15 protein-coding genes are annotated in these 17,103 nt (G+C 38.4%); 7 read left to right on the forward strand and 8 right to left on the reverse strand.

The annotated features are described in order from the left end of the window. The first annotated feature begins 1 nt into the window (after position 1). Positions 2–1,417: an FAD-dependent oxidoreductase gene (locus H5159_RS18415; protein ID WP_004335378.1), complete on the forward strand. Its 1,416-nt coding sequence runs from the start codon at positions 2–4 to the stop codon at positions 1,415–1,417. A gap of 786 nt (positions 1,418–2,203) precedes the next feature. Beyond that, positions 2,204–3,226, forward strand: a complete 1,023-nt coding sequence (locus H5159_RS18420) for a GGDEF domain-containing protein (protein WP_335680954.1) — start codon at positions 2,204–2,206, stop codon at positions 3,224–3,226. 13 nt (positions 3,227–3,239) lie between these two features. Here the strand turns inward: H5159_RS18420 and H5159_RS18425 are convergent, their stop codons facing one another. The 4 genes from H5159_RS18425 to nadK form a co-directional block, all read right to left on the reverse strand. Beyond that, positions 3,240–3,563 (reverse strand): hypothetical protein, encoded by a 324-nt coding sequence (locus H5159_RS18425; protein WP_182715811.1) that lies wholly within the window; start codon positions 3,561–3,563, stop codon positions 3,240–3,242. Positions 3,564–3,595: 32 nt separating this feature from the next. After that, positions 3,596–5,269: a DNA repair protein RecN gene (gene recN / locus H5159_RS18430; RefSeq protein WP_182711572.1), complete on the reverse strand. Its 1,674-nt coding sequence runs from the start codon at positions 5,267–5,269 to the stop codon at positions 3,596–3,598. Between the two features lie 75 nt (positions 5,270–5,344). Beyond that, a complete protein-coding gene (locus H5159_RS18435; protein ID WP_024597393.1) occupies positions 5,345–5,902 on the reverse strand; it encodes a hypothetical protein in 558 nt (185 codons plus the stop codon). Positions 5,903–5,979: 77 nt separating this feature from the next. Then, complete coding sequence (nadK, locus tag H5159_RS18440) at positions 5,980–6,864, reverse strand: NAD(+) kinase (protein WP_004335384.1); 885 nt, start codon at positions 6,862–6,864, stop codon at positions 5,980–5,982. Between the two features lie 154 nt (positions 6,865–7,018). Here nadK and H5159_RS18445 point away from each other — a divergent pair, with 154 nt between their 5' ends. Together H5159_RS18445 and grpE are read left to right on the forward strand one after the other, a co-directional pair. Beyond that, complete coding sequence (locus H5159_RS18445) at positions 7,019–7,984, forward strand: HrcA family transcriptional regulator (protein WP_024604215.1); 966 nt, start codon at positions 7,019–7,021, stop codon at positions 7,982–7,984. Between the two features lie 58 nt (positions 7,985–8,042). Continuing rightward, a complete protein-coding gene (gene grpE / locus H5159_RS18450; RefSeq protein WP_024597391.1) occupies positions 8,043–8,654 on the forward strand; it encodes a nucleotide exchange factor GrpE in 612 nt (203 codons plus the stop codon). A gap of 33 nt (positions 8,655–8,687) precedes the next feature. Here grpE and H5159_RS18455 read toward each other — a convergent pair whose 3' ends face one another. Further along, entirely contained in the window at positions 8,688–9,890 is a 1,203-nt protein-coding gene (locus tag H5159_RS18455; RefSeq protein ID WP_182780813.1) for a Bcr/CflA family efflux MFS transporter, read from the reverse strand. Positions 9,891–10,087: 197 nt separating this feature from the next. Between H5159_RS18455 and H5159_RS18460 the strand changes: the two genes are divergently transcribed. After that, entirely contained in the window at positions 10,088–10,885 is a 798-nt protein-coding gene (locus H5159_RS18460) for a M48 family metallopeptidase (RefSeq protein WP_004335391.1), read from the forward strand. A gap of 111 nt (positions 10,886–10,996) precedes the next feature. On the opposite strand, the gene H5159_RS18465 is transcribed toward H5159_RS18460, so the two are convergent. From H5159_RS18465 to H5159_RS18475, 3 genes are all read right to left on the reverse strand, one after another. Continuing rightward, complete coding sequence (locus tag H5159_RS18465; protein ID WP_182673508.1) at positions 10,997–12,013, reverse strand: alpha/beta fold hydrolase; 1,017 nt, start codon at positions 12,011–12,013, stop codon at positions 10,997–10,999. 198 nt (positions 12,014–12,211) lie between these two features. After that, a complete protein-coding gene (locus tag H5159_RS18470; RefSeq protein WP_182780814.1) occupies positions 12,212–13,000 on the reverse strand; it encodes a nucleoside-binding protein in 789 nt (262 codons plus the stop codon). A 132-nt stretch (positions 13,001–13,132) separates the two neighbouring features. Next, on the reverse strand, positions 13,133–14,446 hold the full coding sequence (locus H5159_RS18475) for a Na+/H+ antiporter NhaC family protein (RefSeq protein ID WP_182711679.1): 1,314 nt from the start codon (positions 14,444–14,446) through the stop codon (positions 13,133–13,135). A 354-nt stretch (positions 14,447–14,800) separates the two neighbouring features. Here H5159_RS18475 and dapB point away from each other — a divergent pair, with 354 nt between their 5' ends. Further along, the gene (dapB, locus tag H5159_RS18480) at positions 14,801–15,604 is read left to right on the forward strand and encodes a 4-hydroxy-tetrahydrodipicolinate reductase (protein ID WP_004335398.1); all 804 of its coding nucleotides are present in this window, start codon (positions 14,801–14,803) and stop codon (positions 15,602–15,604) included. Positions 15,605–15,965: 361 nt separating this feature from the next. After that, positions 15,966–17,102: a glutamine-hydrolyzing carbamoyl-phosphate synthase small subunit gene (gene carA, locus H5159_RS18485; protein ID WP_004335400.1), complete on the forward strand. Its 1,137-nt coding sequence runs from the start codon at positions 15,966–15,968 to the stop codon at positions 17,100–17,102. Position 17,103 lies beyond the last annotated feature (1 nt).

Genomic DNA, 17,103 nt, shown 5'->3' on the forward strand with positions numbered 1-17,103 from the left:
TATGAGCGAAAATGTATATCAATTTATAGACGTGCAGCGTGTAGACCCACGCAAAAAACCAATCTCGTCACGTAAAAAATCTTTCGTAGAAATTTACGAACCCTTTTCAGAGAATCAGGTTAACTCACAAGCTGATCGTTGTTTAGATTGTGGTAACCCGTATTGTGAGTGGAAGTGCCCAGTACATAACTACATTCCACAATGGTTAAAGTTAATACGCACAGGTCGTATTATAGAGGCAGCTGAGCTTTCACATCGTACAAACAGTTTACCAGAAGTGTGTGGCCGCGTTTGCCCACAAGACCGCTTGTGTGAAGGCTCGTGTACATTAGATGAAGAGTTTGGTGCGGTTACAATTGGTAATATTGAAAAATACATTACCGATGAGGCATTTAAAATGGGCTGGAAGCCTGATATGTCTTATGTAACTTGGACCGACAAAAAAGTAGCTATTATTGGTGCAGGCCCAGCTGGTTTAGGGTGTGCTGATATTTTAGTTCGTAACGGCGTAAAACCAGTGGTGTTTGATCGTCACCCAGAAATTGGCGGACTACTCACGTTTGGTATTCCTTCTTTTAAACTTGAAAAAGAAGTGATGCAAAAGCGCCGTGAAATTTTCACTGAAATGGGCGTGGAGTTTAAGTTAAATGTTGAAGTAGGTGTTGATATTACGCTTGATCAAATTTTAGCTGATTACGACGCCGTATTTTTAGGAGTTGGTACGTATCAAAGTATGCGTGCAGGTCTTGAAAATGAAGATGCACCAGGTGTTCACGATGCACTCCCGTTCTTGATTGGTAACACTAACCGTGTAATGGGCTATGACGAGACTAAGCAGCCGTGTATTGATATGGCTAACCAAAAAGTAGTTGTACTTGGTGGTGGTGATACAGCGATGGACTGTGTGCGTACGTCTATTCGTCAAAATGCTGCAAAAGTAACGTGTGCTTATCGTCGTGATAAAGAAAATATGCCTGGTTCTAAACGTGAAGTTAAAAACGCCAAAGAAGAAGGCGTTATATTTACCTATAACGTTCAGCCTAAAGGCATTGTATTGAACGATAAAGGTAAAGTAACTGGCGTTAGAATGGTTAAAACTAAATTAGGCGAACCTGACGCAAATGGCAGAAGTCGTGCTGAAGAAGTACCTGGTTCAGAGCATGTGATAGAAGCTGACCAAGTTATTATGGCATTTGGTTTCCAGCCTCACAAAATGGATTGGTTAGAAAAATACGATGTAGAAATAAATCACTGGGGCGGCATTAATGCACCAGAACAGGGTGAATTTACACATCAAACAACGAACCCTAAAATATTTGCTGGTGGCGATATTGTGCGTGGTTCAGATTTAGTGGTAACCGCTATTTTTGAAGGACGTAATGCTGCAGAAGGTATTATGGATTACTTAAAAGTTTAATTGTTCGTATTAATAAAATAAATAAGAAGCAAGCCAACTGGCTTGCTTTTTTTATTGTTTTATTCGAATGTAATGTCAACGTAGTTAGCCACAAACGGTATTATATTAATATCACCTGTAGCATAGCTTTCTTTAGCGACACCTTGAGCTTTTACCTTTAGTGTAACTACCAAGAGGGATTATTATGCTTTAGTGTGGGTGAGCTTGTTTCGAGCTAAATACGGATGCTTAGGGCATCTATTAAGCAGCCTTGAGGGTTAATTCATACATCAAACTTTACGCTTTACTTAACCAACTCAAGGGGGCAGGCATTTACTTATAGCAACTCGAGTTTTTTGGATTTTCAGTAGTACTAGCTAACGTTATTTGGCCATAATCTGTAGCTTCTTTTGTTGCTTAATATGCTATAACTCTTGTTTGCATCGTTGTATAAATACTTTGATTTGAAGAGTTAATTGATTGGTTGCTTGGCTCAATACATATATACAGCACCGTTAATACCATCTTTAACTACGTGTGTTATATCACTACTATTACTCAGTACTATTAGTGCGGGTAGTGCGGGAATAAAAAAGTAAACTTATTTATTTTTTAACTCTTAATATTATTGCATTATCCCTAACAAAGCTAAGTAATGGTTAAAGTATTCGCTTTTATCAACCCGAAATAACTAATCTTAAGAGTTGATTTAAATATAAAGTTGGTTCATTATCGCACGCTGTTTACGGTTTGCTTACTTTTTGTCTACAAGTAAGCTTTTATATATTAATAAAATAAATAGAAATTATGTACGAATATTCAAACAAGTCGGAAAGGAAACTCATTGTTCGATTCTTCTCTTCAATAGGGTTTATAGCAACGTTTTCTATGGCTAGCTTAGCATTTATTAATAGCAGTTATTTATTAGCGTGTACCTTGGTGGTTTCTTCGTTTGTTTATTTATTGGCATTTAGCATAAGTAGGGGAGTAGAGAAGTCAGGCACTGTAATTTTATACAACCTTTATGCACTAATGTTTTACCTAGTCCTCACTGGTGGAGCACAAGGAACAGGGCCTATATGGATATTCATAGTGTCTCCTGTTACTTATTCAATACGCGGACTTAAGCGAGGTACATTTGATATAATTTTGTTTTTATTAGCGATTGTTTTAGGCTTTTACTGCGCTGATACATTCAATATATATGACTATAGTCCGGAACAGTTTCCTATCAGAATTATACTCGCTTTTATAATTGTCGCGTCGCTGAGTGGCTACTACGAGTTTTCAAGAGAAAAATACAGCAGTAAAATAATTGCTTTGAGTCAAAAGAATGAATTTTTAGCAACTATAGATCCACTCACCAACCTGCCAAACCGTCGCTATACCATGAATAAGCTTGTGGCTTTCAAAAGTGAGCTGAAAGATAATCATACTCCTTTTGTAATTTTATTAGCTGATGTAGATAATTTTAAAAAGATTAATGATCAATTCGGCCATGATTTTGGCGATGAAGCACTTATTCAGTTAGCTAAAACCTTTGATAAAAGTATTCCAAAAAATGCGATTGCATCACGTTGGGGCGGAGAGGAGTTTTTAATTGTTATTCCAGATGCAACAGTTGAGCAGGGGGAGCAAGTTGCAGAAAAAATCCACAACACCCTTAAAGCTTCAGTTGTGAGCTTATTTTCAGATAGTACCAATATTACGCTAAGTATTGGTGTTATCTCTGCAAGTGCCGAACGCTCAATTGATCTTGATATCAAGCGTGCTGATGAACTACTTTATAAAGCAAAAGCGCAAGGTAAAAACAGAACGTGTTCTTCTTAAAAGTTTATCTACTTTAATCCATTGAAAACGAATCAAGTGATGGCTTTATTTTAGCCTTTCTGCGCTTTACGCTCATGTAACACATTGCATTACAGACAATCTGCATTGTAATTAATAGCCAATAACTTATGCCTAAGTCACTTAGGTTATTTATTTTTTCGCTAGTAAAGTAATAGGCTACAGCGATTATCTGAAGAACTAAAAAGCTATTTAAAAACCTCAGTAAACGCTGTTTAAAGTAAGTATGCTTATATTTACTAAAAATAATTAAACAGCTGCTTAGCGCTAATAAAAACCAACTTAAAATGATACAAAAATTAACTAAAGTACTGTGCATTATTTAATCCTTCAAAGCTCTATTAACCAATGTTAGGCATGGGCCATTATTAGTTCTTTAGCATTCGCTTTAGCTGTTTTACTGATATTATCACCACCAAGTAAGCGAGCTATTTCATTAATACGACCATCTTTATTCAAAGGCAGCATATGAGTGAACGTTTCGCCTTGTGCTATTTCTTTAGCTACAAAAAATTGTTGGTGTGCGCTACTAGCAACTTGCGGTAAATGGGTAACACAAATCACTTGAGTAGACTTACCTAACTGGCGCAATAGTTTGCCTACGGCTGATGCTGTAGGGCCAGAAATACCTACATCAACTTCATCAAAAATAAGCGTTGGGGTTGTTACTTTTTGGGCAATAATTACCTGTATAGCAAGGCTAATTCGCGAAAGCTCACCACCTGAGGCTACTTTAGCTAACGGCTGAAGTGGTTGCCCCGGATTAGTTGATACTAAAAACGACACATTATCGTACCCTAAGCTATTAGGTGCGCGGCTACTCTCTTGAGTTAAAGCTATTTCAAATACACCGTTTTCCATCGATAAATTAGCCATGCTTTCACTTATTAGTGTGTTAAGTGTATTAGCATACTCATAGCGACTTTTACTTAGTTCATCGGCAGCTTGCTTATAACTAATTAACGCGCTTTCTATTTCTGACTCTAGTTGCTCCAGACGATTACTATTATTACTTATTGACTCAAGCTCCTGAGCAATCGATTGATGAAACTCAACAAGCTGCTGTGGTTTTATGTGATGCTTACGCGCTAAATCCATCGCACCGCTTAGTCTATTTTCTACTTCACCTAAACGAGCAGGATCTAAATCTGCTTGCTCAGTATAATTTCGAACTTCACGGCTTGCTTCTTCAACTTGTACTGCGGCTTCACTAAGGAGCGCTGCTACGCCGGCTAAGCTTTCGTCGTATTGAGCCAGCTCAGCGAATTGTTGGGCACTGTGCTGCAGCATTGAACAAGCATTTTGTTCATCACTTTCATATAAGTATTGTAATTCACGTTGGCACGATTCTAATATTGTTTGGCTGTTACTAAGTTTGTAATGCTCGGCCTCAATTAAATCAAACTCACCTTCTTGTAAGGCAAACTCATCGAGCTCTGCAACTTGGTATTCTAACAATTGTTTTTGCGCTGCTTGTTGCTGCTGTTGTTGCTCTAAATGTTTAAATTCTTTTTGTAAGTTAGCAAACTGTTTATAGTTGTTATTTACATCATTTACTAAGTGGTGATGCCCTGCATAGGCATCTAAAAGCTGTAACTGATGCTCAGCTTTTAATAAGTGTTGGTGGGCATGTTGTCCATGAATAGATATTAAATATTGACCAAGTTCTTTTAATTGTGATGCGGTAACGGCACTGCCATTAATATAGCTTTTACTGCGTCCATTTTTGCAAACAACACGACGTAATAAACATTCATTATCGTCATTGTTTAGCATATGTTGCTCTAAAAACGATTGAGCTAGCGGTAAATCTGTTAGGTCAAATTGAGCGCATACTTCTGCTTTATCAGAGCTTGGGCGCACTGCTGATGCTTCAGCTCGTTCACCTAAACATAATGATAGCGCATCAATAGCAATAGATTTACCAGCACCTGTCTCGCCAGTGATCGCGGTCATACCGCTGCGCCATTCTGTGCTTAAATTACTAACAATTGCAAAATTTTTAACTTCTAAACCAATTAACATACTGTTTATCCATCCAGTCAATTAACTGTTAATTTATACAGTGTTTTGGTTTTTTGCAAATTAATTTTTTATTATTTATGCAACGCTTACATCTTGAGTAAATTGTGTATCAGAAGTTTTTGGGGAGGTATCAATTTGATCATCAACAATATCAGTAGCTTGTATAATGTCTTCGGTTTTAAGTAGCCCGATAAGTGGAGGTAAAGTATTTAGGTAAAAACTCTTATTGTATAAAATTCCTTGCTGAGGTAACTCAGATACAAAGTACTGTATATTATCAATCAATGGCTGGATTATATTCGTTTGATTAGTTTTAATTAACTCGTTGGACAACGTATTAATTAGTAGGTCAGCGGTATCTTCAAGTTGTTGCAAATTCTCGTCTGTATGCGATTGCACAACAAAAAAATTATTTACAATAGCTTGAATACGAGGAACGTATTTTGGGCGAATTATTTTAGCATCAAGAAGATCATTAAGCTTTGCTTTAAGGCGTGAATTTACATGCGAAACCCGTTCATTAAATAGTTTTTTTCTAGCTTCGATTGCTTTTTTGCGATTACTCTCAATTTTGAGGTAACTGTATAAAAGTGTAATTAATAGCAGTAAAGCAAAGAATACTACATAAGTCATTGCTACTCGTTCCTAAATTATTTGATTATTATTTTAAGCCGCCATTTTGCTTTATAGTACTAAATTTGGCAATAAAATTAGTACAAACGACTACCCCAATTTAATTTTGTACGTAAAACGTTGTAGTACGAGTAATTTTTTGGATGAATTAAGCGCAGTTGTTTATCCGCTTTTTTAATTACTACCTCATCGCCGGGTAATACGGCAAGCACAACATGGCTGTCGCAACTTACCTGTAGGCTATCTGTATTTTCTAGGCTTAGCTTTAAGCGTACTTCGTTATCGGCATCGACCACTAAAGGTCTACTAGATAAGGTATGAGGAAACATAGGCACTAACGATATTGCATTTAGCTCTGGCGTTAAAATTGGCCCGCCACCTGAAAGTGAATATGCCGTAGAGCCAGTAGGGGTTGATACTATTAAACCGTCAGAGCGCTGAGAAAACACAAAGTCATTATTTATAAAAGCTTCAAACTCAATCATATGCGCTACTTTATCGGCATGGAGTACCGCTTCGTTAACGGCTGAGTTTGCACTCTTTAATTCATTGTGGCGATATACTTCTACTTCTAATAAAAAGCGTTTTTCTTCAAGGTACTCACCACTGAGGACTTGCTCTAAGCTCGCTTCAAACCCTTCAGGGTTTAAATCAGTTAAAAAGCCAAGGTTACCTCTATTTACTCCAATTACAGCAATGTTAAAGCGCGCAAGCACGCGTGCAGCACCAAGCATGTTACCGTCACCGCCAACAACAATAGCTAAATCGGCTTGTTCTCCTAAGTCGACTAACTTAACAAGTTTGTCATGCGGGATATCGTCTAATTGACTCCCTGTACGTTTTTCTACTATTACCTCAAAACCAAGCGCAAGTAAAAATGTATGTAAGCGCTGAAGGGTAGCAGCGGCTCCCGGGTGATTAGGTTTGCCAATTAGGCCTATGGTATTAAAAGGAGAGTCCATAATGTACGCACAAAAAGATTTAATAATTGTAGAGTAACTCAAAACAGAAGTGTTTGAAAATACAGATTATAGCAATATTATAAACCTCCAATTTTATTCGCAGTCAGTTAACTGCACGACTTGAAAAACAACTAAACGCCCCGATATCTCTTTCATGCAACAAGATGTAGATACCATGAAACTAAACTCACGAGATCAGCAAATTTTTTCAGCTGTTATGAACATGTACTGTAATGGTGAAGGCTTGCCTGTTCCATCAACAAAAATTGCCAAGCTCAAAGGCATGGCAGTATGCTCGGCTACGGTTCGTAATGCTATGGCTCGCTTAGAAAAAGTGGGGCTATTGTATTCACCTCATACATCTGCAGGACGAGTGCCCACAAATGAAGGGTTTGATTATTGGTTTGACGAGTTTTTTCCACTCGCTGACATTGCTAATTATTGGCAACCAGAGCAATCACAACTCGTTGAACTAGCACATGGTTTGAGCCAAAAATACCAAATATGTTGTTGTGTTGGTTTACCACAAGTCAGCTCGCAGCAAGTGTTTAGAGTAGAGGTGCTTGATTTTGATTCTACCGACTGGCTTATTCTATTAATAGACAGGGCTGGGCAGAGCCACAACATTTGTATTGATAAACCTCATGATTCGTCAGATTCTGTTCGTTATCAGTTTGCAACATGGTTGAACACCGTATTTAGCCAACAAACTCTTATGGAGGGTTTGTATCGTATGCAGGCGATGGCAAATACAGCGCCTCGAAATTGTCATGATTCGCTTAATCAATGGACGCGACAGCTAAGTCAAAAATTAGGCTCAGATAATAGTATTGTAGTTGGCGAAAATTACCTCTATAAACAAATCGATTGTGAGCAAAGTTTAAATATTGGTGTTTCGTTTTTAAATTATGTAGAAGATAAACTCGCTTTTAAAAACGGTGTATCGGTACTTAATAGCGAAAAATTGCCTTTTACTGAGTGTGATGAATTGATCGTAATAAGCGTGCCGTACTTTCAAAATCAAGAATACCAAAGCCGCTTTTGTATAATTTGCCCTAAATCAGCGCAAATCGAAGAAATAATTCGAGAATTTAAATTAATTGAGGCATCTAACTCTTGAATCTTTTTATTCAATCCCCATAATTACCGCAGTTGTAAAGAATTGGAGCACGTATTTTATGTCTGAGCAGACACAAAACCCTGAGCAAGAAGTAGAATTAAACGAAGAAATTTCTAAAATGCAGGCTGATGTAGAAGCAGCAGTAGAAGCCGCTGATCAACATGCAGAAGAAGAGCAAAGCCCTGAAGCAGAAATAGCTATGCTATATGCAGAGCTTGAAGCTGCTAAACAAACTATTGCTGATCAAAAAGATGGTGTTGTTCGTGCTGCAGCAGACGTAGACAACATTCGTCGTCGTGCAGCACAAGATGTAGAAAAAGCGCATAAGTTTGCACTAGAAAAATTTGCTAACGAATTACTACCTGTAATTGATAATCTTGAGCGTGCTATTGAGTTTTCTGATAAAGAAAATGAGACTTTAAAGCCGTTGCTTGAAGGTATCGATATGACAGTTAAAAGCTTTAACGATGCTGTTGCAAAGTTTGGTGTTGAAATTGTAAACCCACAAGGTGAGCAGTTTAATCCAGATTTTCATCAAGCAATGTCAATTCAACCAAGTAACGATGTAACACCTAATACAGTACTTGCTGTTATGCAAAAAGGTTACACATTGAATGGTCGTTTATTGCGCCCTGCAATGGTTATGGTTTCTAAAGCTGCTGACGCTTAACTAATTTAAGGTTATTAGCTTTGATAAAATGCCTCATATTGAGGCATTTTTTTTGTCTATTTTATAGTGAATTAACTGTACGAGCATAGTAAGCAAAACAGCGCTAAACATTAAACTTGAAAACGGCACTGCGCTTTTTGCATGCATAATAGCCAGTAGTGGGCCAACTAATGCGCCACTGCCAAAACGAAGTGTGCCAATTACGGCCGTTGCCGTGCCTGTGTTTTTTTCAAACTTCATTAATATTAGCGAGTCAGCATTACTTGCAGTGACGCCTAAGCTCATCATTAATGGCGCAATAGCAGCCACAATATAATAAAGTGATAAATGCAATAAGCTAAATGTTAGCAAAGCCAGCCCCGATACAAATCCAAATGTAAGCCCAATATAGAGCATTTTCCGAGAGCCCAGCCTTGGTACAATTCGCGTATTTAAAAAGTTACCAAACATCAGCGCCATTACGTTAAAGGCAAATAACACACCAAATAATTGTTCTGACACTTCATATAAATCTAAATAAATAAATGGTACTGAGGTCAAAAAGCAAAAAAATCCAAACGATACAAACATAGAACTGAGTATGTCGGCACGTGCATCTTTATTACTGAGTACTGTTTTATAGCTATCAAAAAATAGAGCGAGACCCTTTTTTTCGTTTTTGTGAATAGGAATATCGATTAGATACACTTGCACAAATGCCAATATTAAAAAGCTATACCCAGCAAGAACCAAGAATATTGTTGACCAAACAGAAAATCCTAAAATAAACGAACCAACAGAGGGGGCAACTAACGGCGCTACCATCATAATCATCGACACATACGACATTCCCTTAGCTGTATTTTGCTGATAAATATGGCGAATAATACCCGGCACTACTACCGTTGCTGCCGCTCCCGTAAATGCTTGCACTGCTCTAAGAGTCCAAAAAGCATGGATTTCGGTGGTAAATGCCAGTGTAAGTGAGCTTGCACCAAATAAGGTTAAGCCGATACGTGCAAGCTTACGGCGGCCAATTTGATCGGCAATCGGGCCAAAAAATAGCATCCCTAATGAATAGCCTGCTAAGTAAATACTCAACGATATTTGTACATTGGGCATATTAGTGTGTAAATCGTTTGCAATTACCAGCATGGCAGGTAAGTACATATCTATCGCCAATGGCGTAATCGCCACGATACTGGCTAATAAAGGCAATAAAATACGGGTATTAAAAGACGAGGCTGAGGCGTCCATGTGTAAACTCAACAATCACTAAAAACAAGGGTTATAGTGTAACAGGGCATTGTATTTGGATAAACTTAGTTTGCCCGCTAAGTTTATCGTCATATTGCTTTTTTTTAATATAACGGTACATAAAGCAAATATTTTAAATTGGTACTGTGTTTGCTATTCTACAAGCAATAAAAAATTCATTACTTAAGAGAATTATCATGAAAAAACTAGTACTTGCAGTATTAGCGACAGCCGTTTTAGCCGGTTGTAAAACGTCACCAACAGGACGTACTCAAATAGCGCTTTACTCAGATCAACAAATGAGTGAAATGGGTACTGCTAGCTTTGCAGATATGAAAAAAAGCCAACCAATTAATAAAGATGCTAAAACAAATTCTTATGTAAATTGTATTGCTGAAAAAGTAGTGGCTGTATTACCAAAAGAATACGCGTCGCAAAATTGGGAAGTAGTAGTATTTGAAGATGAATCTGCTAACGCTTTTGCACTACCTGGTGGTTACATTGGGGTTCATACGGGCTTACTAAAAATAGCCACCAATCAAGACCAACTAGCAACAGTACTAGGGCACGAAGTAGGGCACGTAATTGCTGAGCATTCTAATGAGCGTGTTTCACAAAGCTCTATTTTAGATACCGGTATGCAGCTTGGTAGTGCTGCACTTGAAATGGGTAATATTCAATACCGTAACGAAATTATGCAAGGCTTAGGTTTGGGCGCACAATATGGAGTTGTTTTACCATTTAGCCGCTCTCACGAATCAGAAGCCGATACTATAGGTCTGGATTTAATGGCACAGGCGGGGTTTAATCCACAAGAGTCGGTTACACTTTGGGAAAATATGAGTGCAGCGGGCAGCGGTACAACCCCTGAGTTTTTATCTACTCACCCAGCGCCAAGTAACCGTATTAAAAATCTACAAGCGCAAATGAGTAAAGCACTTAGCGAGCAAAGCACTGCTAAAGCACAGGGTAAAAACCCACAATGCACACTGTAGTTAAGCGCTTTACTATTTGAAGTAGTGTACGTTTAGTATTAATGCGTAATTAAAATAAAACCCCTGTAAGTATTTTACCTACAGGGGTTTTATTTTAGTTTTTAAGCGTGGTTATTCAGCAGCAAGTGCTTGTTTAAATACATTTTTAAAGCGTTCGAAATCTTCAATGTGCGGCAAGTGCCCTAAATTATCCAGTTCAAATAATTGTGCGTCAGGGATAAGTGTGGCAGCGTGTTTGCCTAATTTATCATATCGACCAAGCTCGTAATCAACACCGTCTTTTTTCCAGTTACGGCCAGGGCCGGTTCTATCGCGTGTACCAATAATTAATTTAACCGGTACTGCTAAATCTTTAAATTCGGTTATTACAGGTTGAGTGAAAATCATATCGTATGTTTTTGCATTTACCCATGCCATTTGTTCTTTATCTGGGCCTTGTATTTGCCCTGTTATAAAGTCGGTTAAGGCTGAATATGTGGCATTCCACTTACCATCGTAGTAATTTTTCTGTTGGTATTTTCTTACGCCTTCTGGCGTTTTTGAAAATTCGTTTTTATAGAAAAAATTTGTATCTTTGTAATCAACATACTGCAGGTAGTTTTCAAGCCCAATAGGGTTAAGTAAAATTAATTTACTAGTTGTGTTTGGGTACATTAGTGCAAAACGACTCGCTAGCATCCCACCCATAGAGTGCCCTAATACAATTGACTCTTTTATATTAAGTGAGTCCATTAACGCATGAGTATGATGAGCAAGAGCCGCAAATGAATACTGGTAATTAGTTGGTTTAGATGATTTTCCAAAACCAATTTGATCAGGAATTAATACGCCGTAGCCTAAAGATTGCAGGTATTGCGCAGTGGTAGTCCAGTAATCTGCATTAAAATTTTTGCCGTGCATAAGCGTCACTGTAGGCATGTCGGATTTGGTAGGCTTTAAGTAAATATAGGCCATTTTAAGAGACTGTTTTTGTGACTCAATGTTAAAGTAATTTACTTTAAAGTCGTACTGGTAACTGCTTAAAAGCGCATCATAAGAAAGTGAAGAGGTATCTTGCGTTGTGCTCGCTAATGCATTGTTTGTTAATAACAATAAAGTAGAAAAGCAAATAACTTTAATCGACGACATTTGGTTACTCCAATTAAGGACAAATAATATGAGCTCTAATATATAAAACTCAGAATAATTCATTATAGTAACCAAACATTAAGTACTATTCAATTGAGGCTTTGTCATGCTCAACGTTGTTTAATTTGGAGATGAAAAAAGCGAAGCTAAAATAGAGCTTCGCTTATCAATGTAGGGTAAAACGAGTATCGTTAAAGCTTAAAACGTCCACTCAATATGGATTTGTGGCACTGACTCAGTGACTTCAGTACCTAGTTTATTGTGCCAGTATTGTAATTCCATACCCAACAGTAGTGTGTTTTCTTTCATTTGAAGAGCGTGGCCCATATCCCATACTAAAATAGGCTGTGCGAGTATCCACGCCTCTACATCGTTACCAAATTCATCTTCACGCTCTGCAATGTATTCAGCGTGGCCTTTAAAGCTAAATTTTTGTGAGCCAATATTAAAAGGGTATTCAAAGGCAACATCAAGCATCCAGCTATTTGTTTCAATAGGAGCCCCGCCTTTTGCTACACCTTCACTATCGTCAATGTAGGCTGTGAACAGCGTTTGAAAAAAGTTAAACCCAGGTACATCCCAGCTTAATTTAACACCAGGCAAGTATTTCATTACTTTAGCGTCGCCAGCAACGTTAATACCACCGGTAAGGCCCACATCTAATAATGCGCCTGCGCCAATTTTTTCGCCGCTAATGGCCGATAAGCTTACCGTTGAATACCACTCACCATAAAAATCAGCATCTTGGTAACTATCATCGGTATCGTCTTTACTGTAATCGATAAAAAAGAAGTTATCGCCGTAATCGTAACCCGATGCATGTTGAACCGAGTAAACAGTAGTGTTTGACTCTTGCTCAGTAAATGGGTCTTTTTGGTTGCCATTATTAATATGTAGTGCTGTGCTGCTCCAATTAGCCGCAAAAGCAGAAGACGATAAAGCAATTGATGTAAAAGTAACGAGAGGAAGTAATTTTTTAAATTTCATATCTGTATTTAACTATAATTTTAGTGACACGCGAAGGCGCGCATTATAGCAAAAGTGATTGATATGTAGAGTATTATTTTAACATATGTTGCAGCTTACTTATTAAGCTGCAACATAGTGTCGGTGTTTAAACTATGCTTTATTACGGCGTAAGCAAATAACTGCAATGGCTGTAAATGCTAAAATAAAGCAGTAATAAGAAGACGTTGATACTTCCCACGGGCTAATTTTAAACGTAGCACCTAATAACAATGCTTGGGCACCGTATGGCAATGAACCCTGTGTAACACAGGCAAATATATCAAGTAAACTGGCAGAGCGTTTAGAGCTTATTTCACCGTCATCTGCTAGCTTTTTAGCAATAGGGCCCGCGACAATAATAGACACTGTGTTATTAGCAATACATACATTACTTGTTAAAACTAACGCAGCGATACCTAATTGATCTGCCACTTTACGGTGCCATTTTGCAATGATTTTAGTAATCGCTTGAATTTTTTGAGCAATGTAATCAAGACCACCGTTAATACGAATAAATTCAGATAAGCCGCCAATAAACATAGAAAGTAAAAATATTTCCTGCATATCAGTAAAGCCTTTGTAAATGTCTTTTACAAAGCTTGCGCCTTCGTAACTACCGGTAAAGCCCATTAATGCGGCAAAAATAATACCGCTAAACAACACTACAAATACGTTCAAGCCAGCAACTGCTAACACTAAAATAAAGGCATAAGGAAGTACCAACCAAATATCATAATCTTTAGTTTCAACTACTTGTGCAGCAGGTGTTAAATAAAACAACAGGGCGATAGTTAGAATGGCTGCAGGGACTGCAATTTTAAGATTTTCTTTAAACTTGTCTTTCATTTCACAGCCCTGCGTGCGCGTAGCTGCAATAGTGGTGTCTGAAATAATAGATAAGTTATCGCCAAACATAGCGCCAGATACAATCGTACCGGCCATTAATGCTGGATCTATACCCGTTTTAATTGATACCGCATAAGCGATAGGGCCAATGGCGCCAATCGTACCCATTGACGTTCCCATTGCAGTAGAAACAACGGCCGCAATTAAAAACAAACCAGGGAGCAATAACGAAGGTGGAATAAGCGATAAGCCTGCATTTACTACCGCATCTACACCACCGGTTGCACTTGCCACAGCCGAAAAAGCACCTGCAAGTAAGTAGATTAAACACATGGTAATAATATTGTTGTGTCCGGCACCTTTAATAAAGGTCTCTACACATTGGTTTACCGTGCCTTTATTTAAAATAAACGCAAGCATGATGGCGGGCAATATAGCAACAGGTGCAGGTAGTTGGTAAAAAGCATAATCAACCCCTTGCGATTGCAAATACAAACCTGAGCCTAAAAATAGCGCTACAAAGGTAAGTAGGGGAAGTAAAGAAAGTATTGCTTTGTTTTTATTAAATGATGGCTGCATCATAATCCTCATAACCAGTAAAATTTATCACAGCCAAAACTCCTCTTTTAGCTGAATTTAGCAGTACAACTTTTTATTTTAAAAAGTTGTTAGCCGCAGCGTCCGCAAGCCAAAGACCAAATCGACGCGAAAGAGAAGTTTAAATGTATAGATGGCTAAAGTAAACTGGTATTGTTATTATTATTAAATTAAAAGGTCACCTGACTATTGCATGACTTTTAGATAATATCTATAAAGCAACGCGATTTTCAGCGATTAATATTTATCCAACTGCATAAAAATACCCACCTGCGTATTTTGCAATGTCCGGATATATAGCTAATAAACGGATTCAAATAAAATTAGGTAAAAACCATGACTACAAATCGAATAGGTGTTTTTGGTGCTAACGGCAGAATGGGCTTAGCCCTATTAGAAGCCGCGACAATTAAAGAGCAAACACAACTTACAGGCGCATATGTTCGTAGTGGTTCATCGCTATTGGGCATTAATGTAAATCAAGTAAATAGCGCAGCCGATAACAGTGTTAGCTTTAGCGACGAAAGTACAATAGATGATGTAGATGTTTTAATCGACTTTACGCTGCCAGCGGGTATGAAAAACCATTTAAAAACAGCTGTTGCACAAAAAATTCCTATGGTGATTGGCACAACAGGTTTAACAAATGATGATATGGCGCTATTACACGATGCCGCTAAACATATCCCTATTGTATTTGCGCGAAATTACAGCGTAGGTGTCAATGTATTACTTAACCTTGTGCAAACTGCAGCGACTAAATTTGGTGACGATTTAGATATCGAAATATTTGAAGCGCATCACCGTCATAAAATAGATGCACCATCAGGTACTGCACTGGCAATAGGTGAGTCAATCGCGCAAGCGAAAGGCTGGGATCACGACGAGGTTGCGGTATATGACCGAAGCCAAGTAGAAACAGCGAAATCTCAAAATGAGATTGGTTATTCTGTCCTAAGAGGGGGCGATATAGTAGGTGAACATACCGCATACTTCGCTACAATGGGCGAAAGGCTTGAATTAACACATAAAGCAAGTTCGAGAATGACGTTCGCTCTAGGTGCTATAAGGGCTGCAAGCTGGTTAAAAAACAAACCTGCTGGACTTTATGATATGCAAGATGTGCTAGATCTTAAGTAGTTTAGTTACTATTTTAACTGTTTGGGTCTAATTTTACCTACAGTGACTTATTTGTAACAATTAACCAAATAATGTTAGACCTAAATAGCAACTTCATGTAATATGCAGCCAATTTGCCAAAAATTACTAAATGCGTGTTTCCAATTATACCCAAGTGGCTAGTAAATCCAGGGTTTCAGTGGGAATGAAAATAGTTTTAGGCAAGAAAAATGATTGAAGGTTGAATGCTTTACATCTGCATCATTTAAGACTGCGTAAAACAATTTAAGCTCACAAAAATCTGGTTTTGACGATCCCTCTGGGTATTGGCGGGGTGTTAGGCAATTGCTTACTCCCGTTTTTTACTGTTAGGAGGTTTAACTTGACTAAATCCGCTCTGTTAGTCCTAGAAGACGGCACAGTGTTTCGCGGTACTGCAATCGGCGCTGACGGCATGTCAGTCGGTGAAGTGGTATTCAATACGTCTATGACTGGTTATCAAGAAATTTTGACTGATCCATCATACGCGGAACAAATCGTAACTTTGACGTACCCACATATCGGTAATACGGGTACCAACAGCGAAGACGAAGAAGCGAATCAAATTTGGGCTAAAGGCCTAGTGATCCGTGATTTGCCACTGCTAGCAAGTAACTTTCGTAACGAGCAATCGTTAGATGATTACTTAAAAGAACGTAATATTTTAGGTATTGCGGACATCGACACCAGAAAGCTAACTCGAATTTTGCGTGATAAAGGCGCACAAAACGGGTGTATTGTTGCCGGTGACGAGCTAGACGAAAATAAAGCGTTACAAGCCGCGCAAGCCTTCCCAGGCTTAAAAGGTATGGATTTAGCAAAAGTTGTCTCAACCAAGGAAAATTTTGAGTGGCGCGAATCAAGCTGGACATTAGGTGAAGGATTTAAAACCCTTGACGCTGCTGATGAAAAGTTTCATGTTGTTGCCTACGACTTCGGTGTAAAACGTAATATTTTACGTATGCTTGTAGACCGTGGTTGTAAACTTACAGTAGTACCAGCGCAAACTTCAGCCGCTGACGTACTTGCTTTAAACCCTGATGGTATTTTCCTATCTAATGGCCCTGGTGATCCTGAGCCTTGTACTTACGCTATTGAAGCCATTCAAGCCTTTTTAGAAACCGACACACCTATTTTTGGTATCTGTTTAGGTCATCAGTTATTAGCCCTTGCCTCAGGTGCTAAAACAGAAAAAATGAAATTTGGCCACCACGGTGGTAACCACCCAGTTAAAGACCTAGACCGTAATGTAGTTATGATCACAGCTCAAAACCATGGTTTTGCAGCTCAAGAATCAAGCCTACCAAGTACGCTTCGTGCCACGCATAAATCGTTATTTGATGGAACGCTTCAAGGTATTCATCGTACTGATAAGCCTGCGTTTAGCTTCCAGGGTCACCCTGAAGCAAGTCCAGGTCCACATGATGCAGCACCATTATTTGACCACTTCATCGATTTGATGCAAGCGCGTAAACACTAAT

The sequence above is a fragment of the Pseudoalteromonas sp. SG43-1 genome, from assembly GCF_014164415.1.
Lineage (GTDB): Bacteria > Pseudomonadota > Gammaproteobacteria > Enterobacterales > Alteromonadaceae > Pseudoalteromonas > Pseudoalteromonas distincta.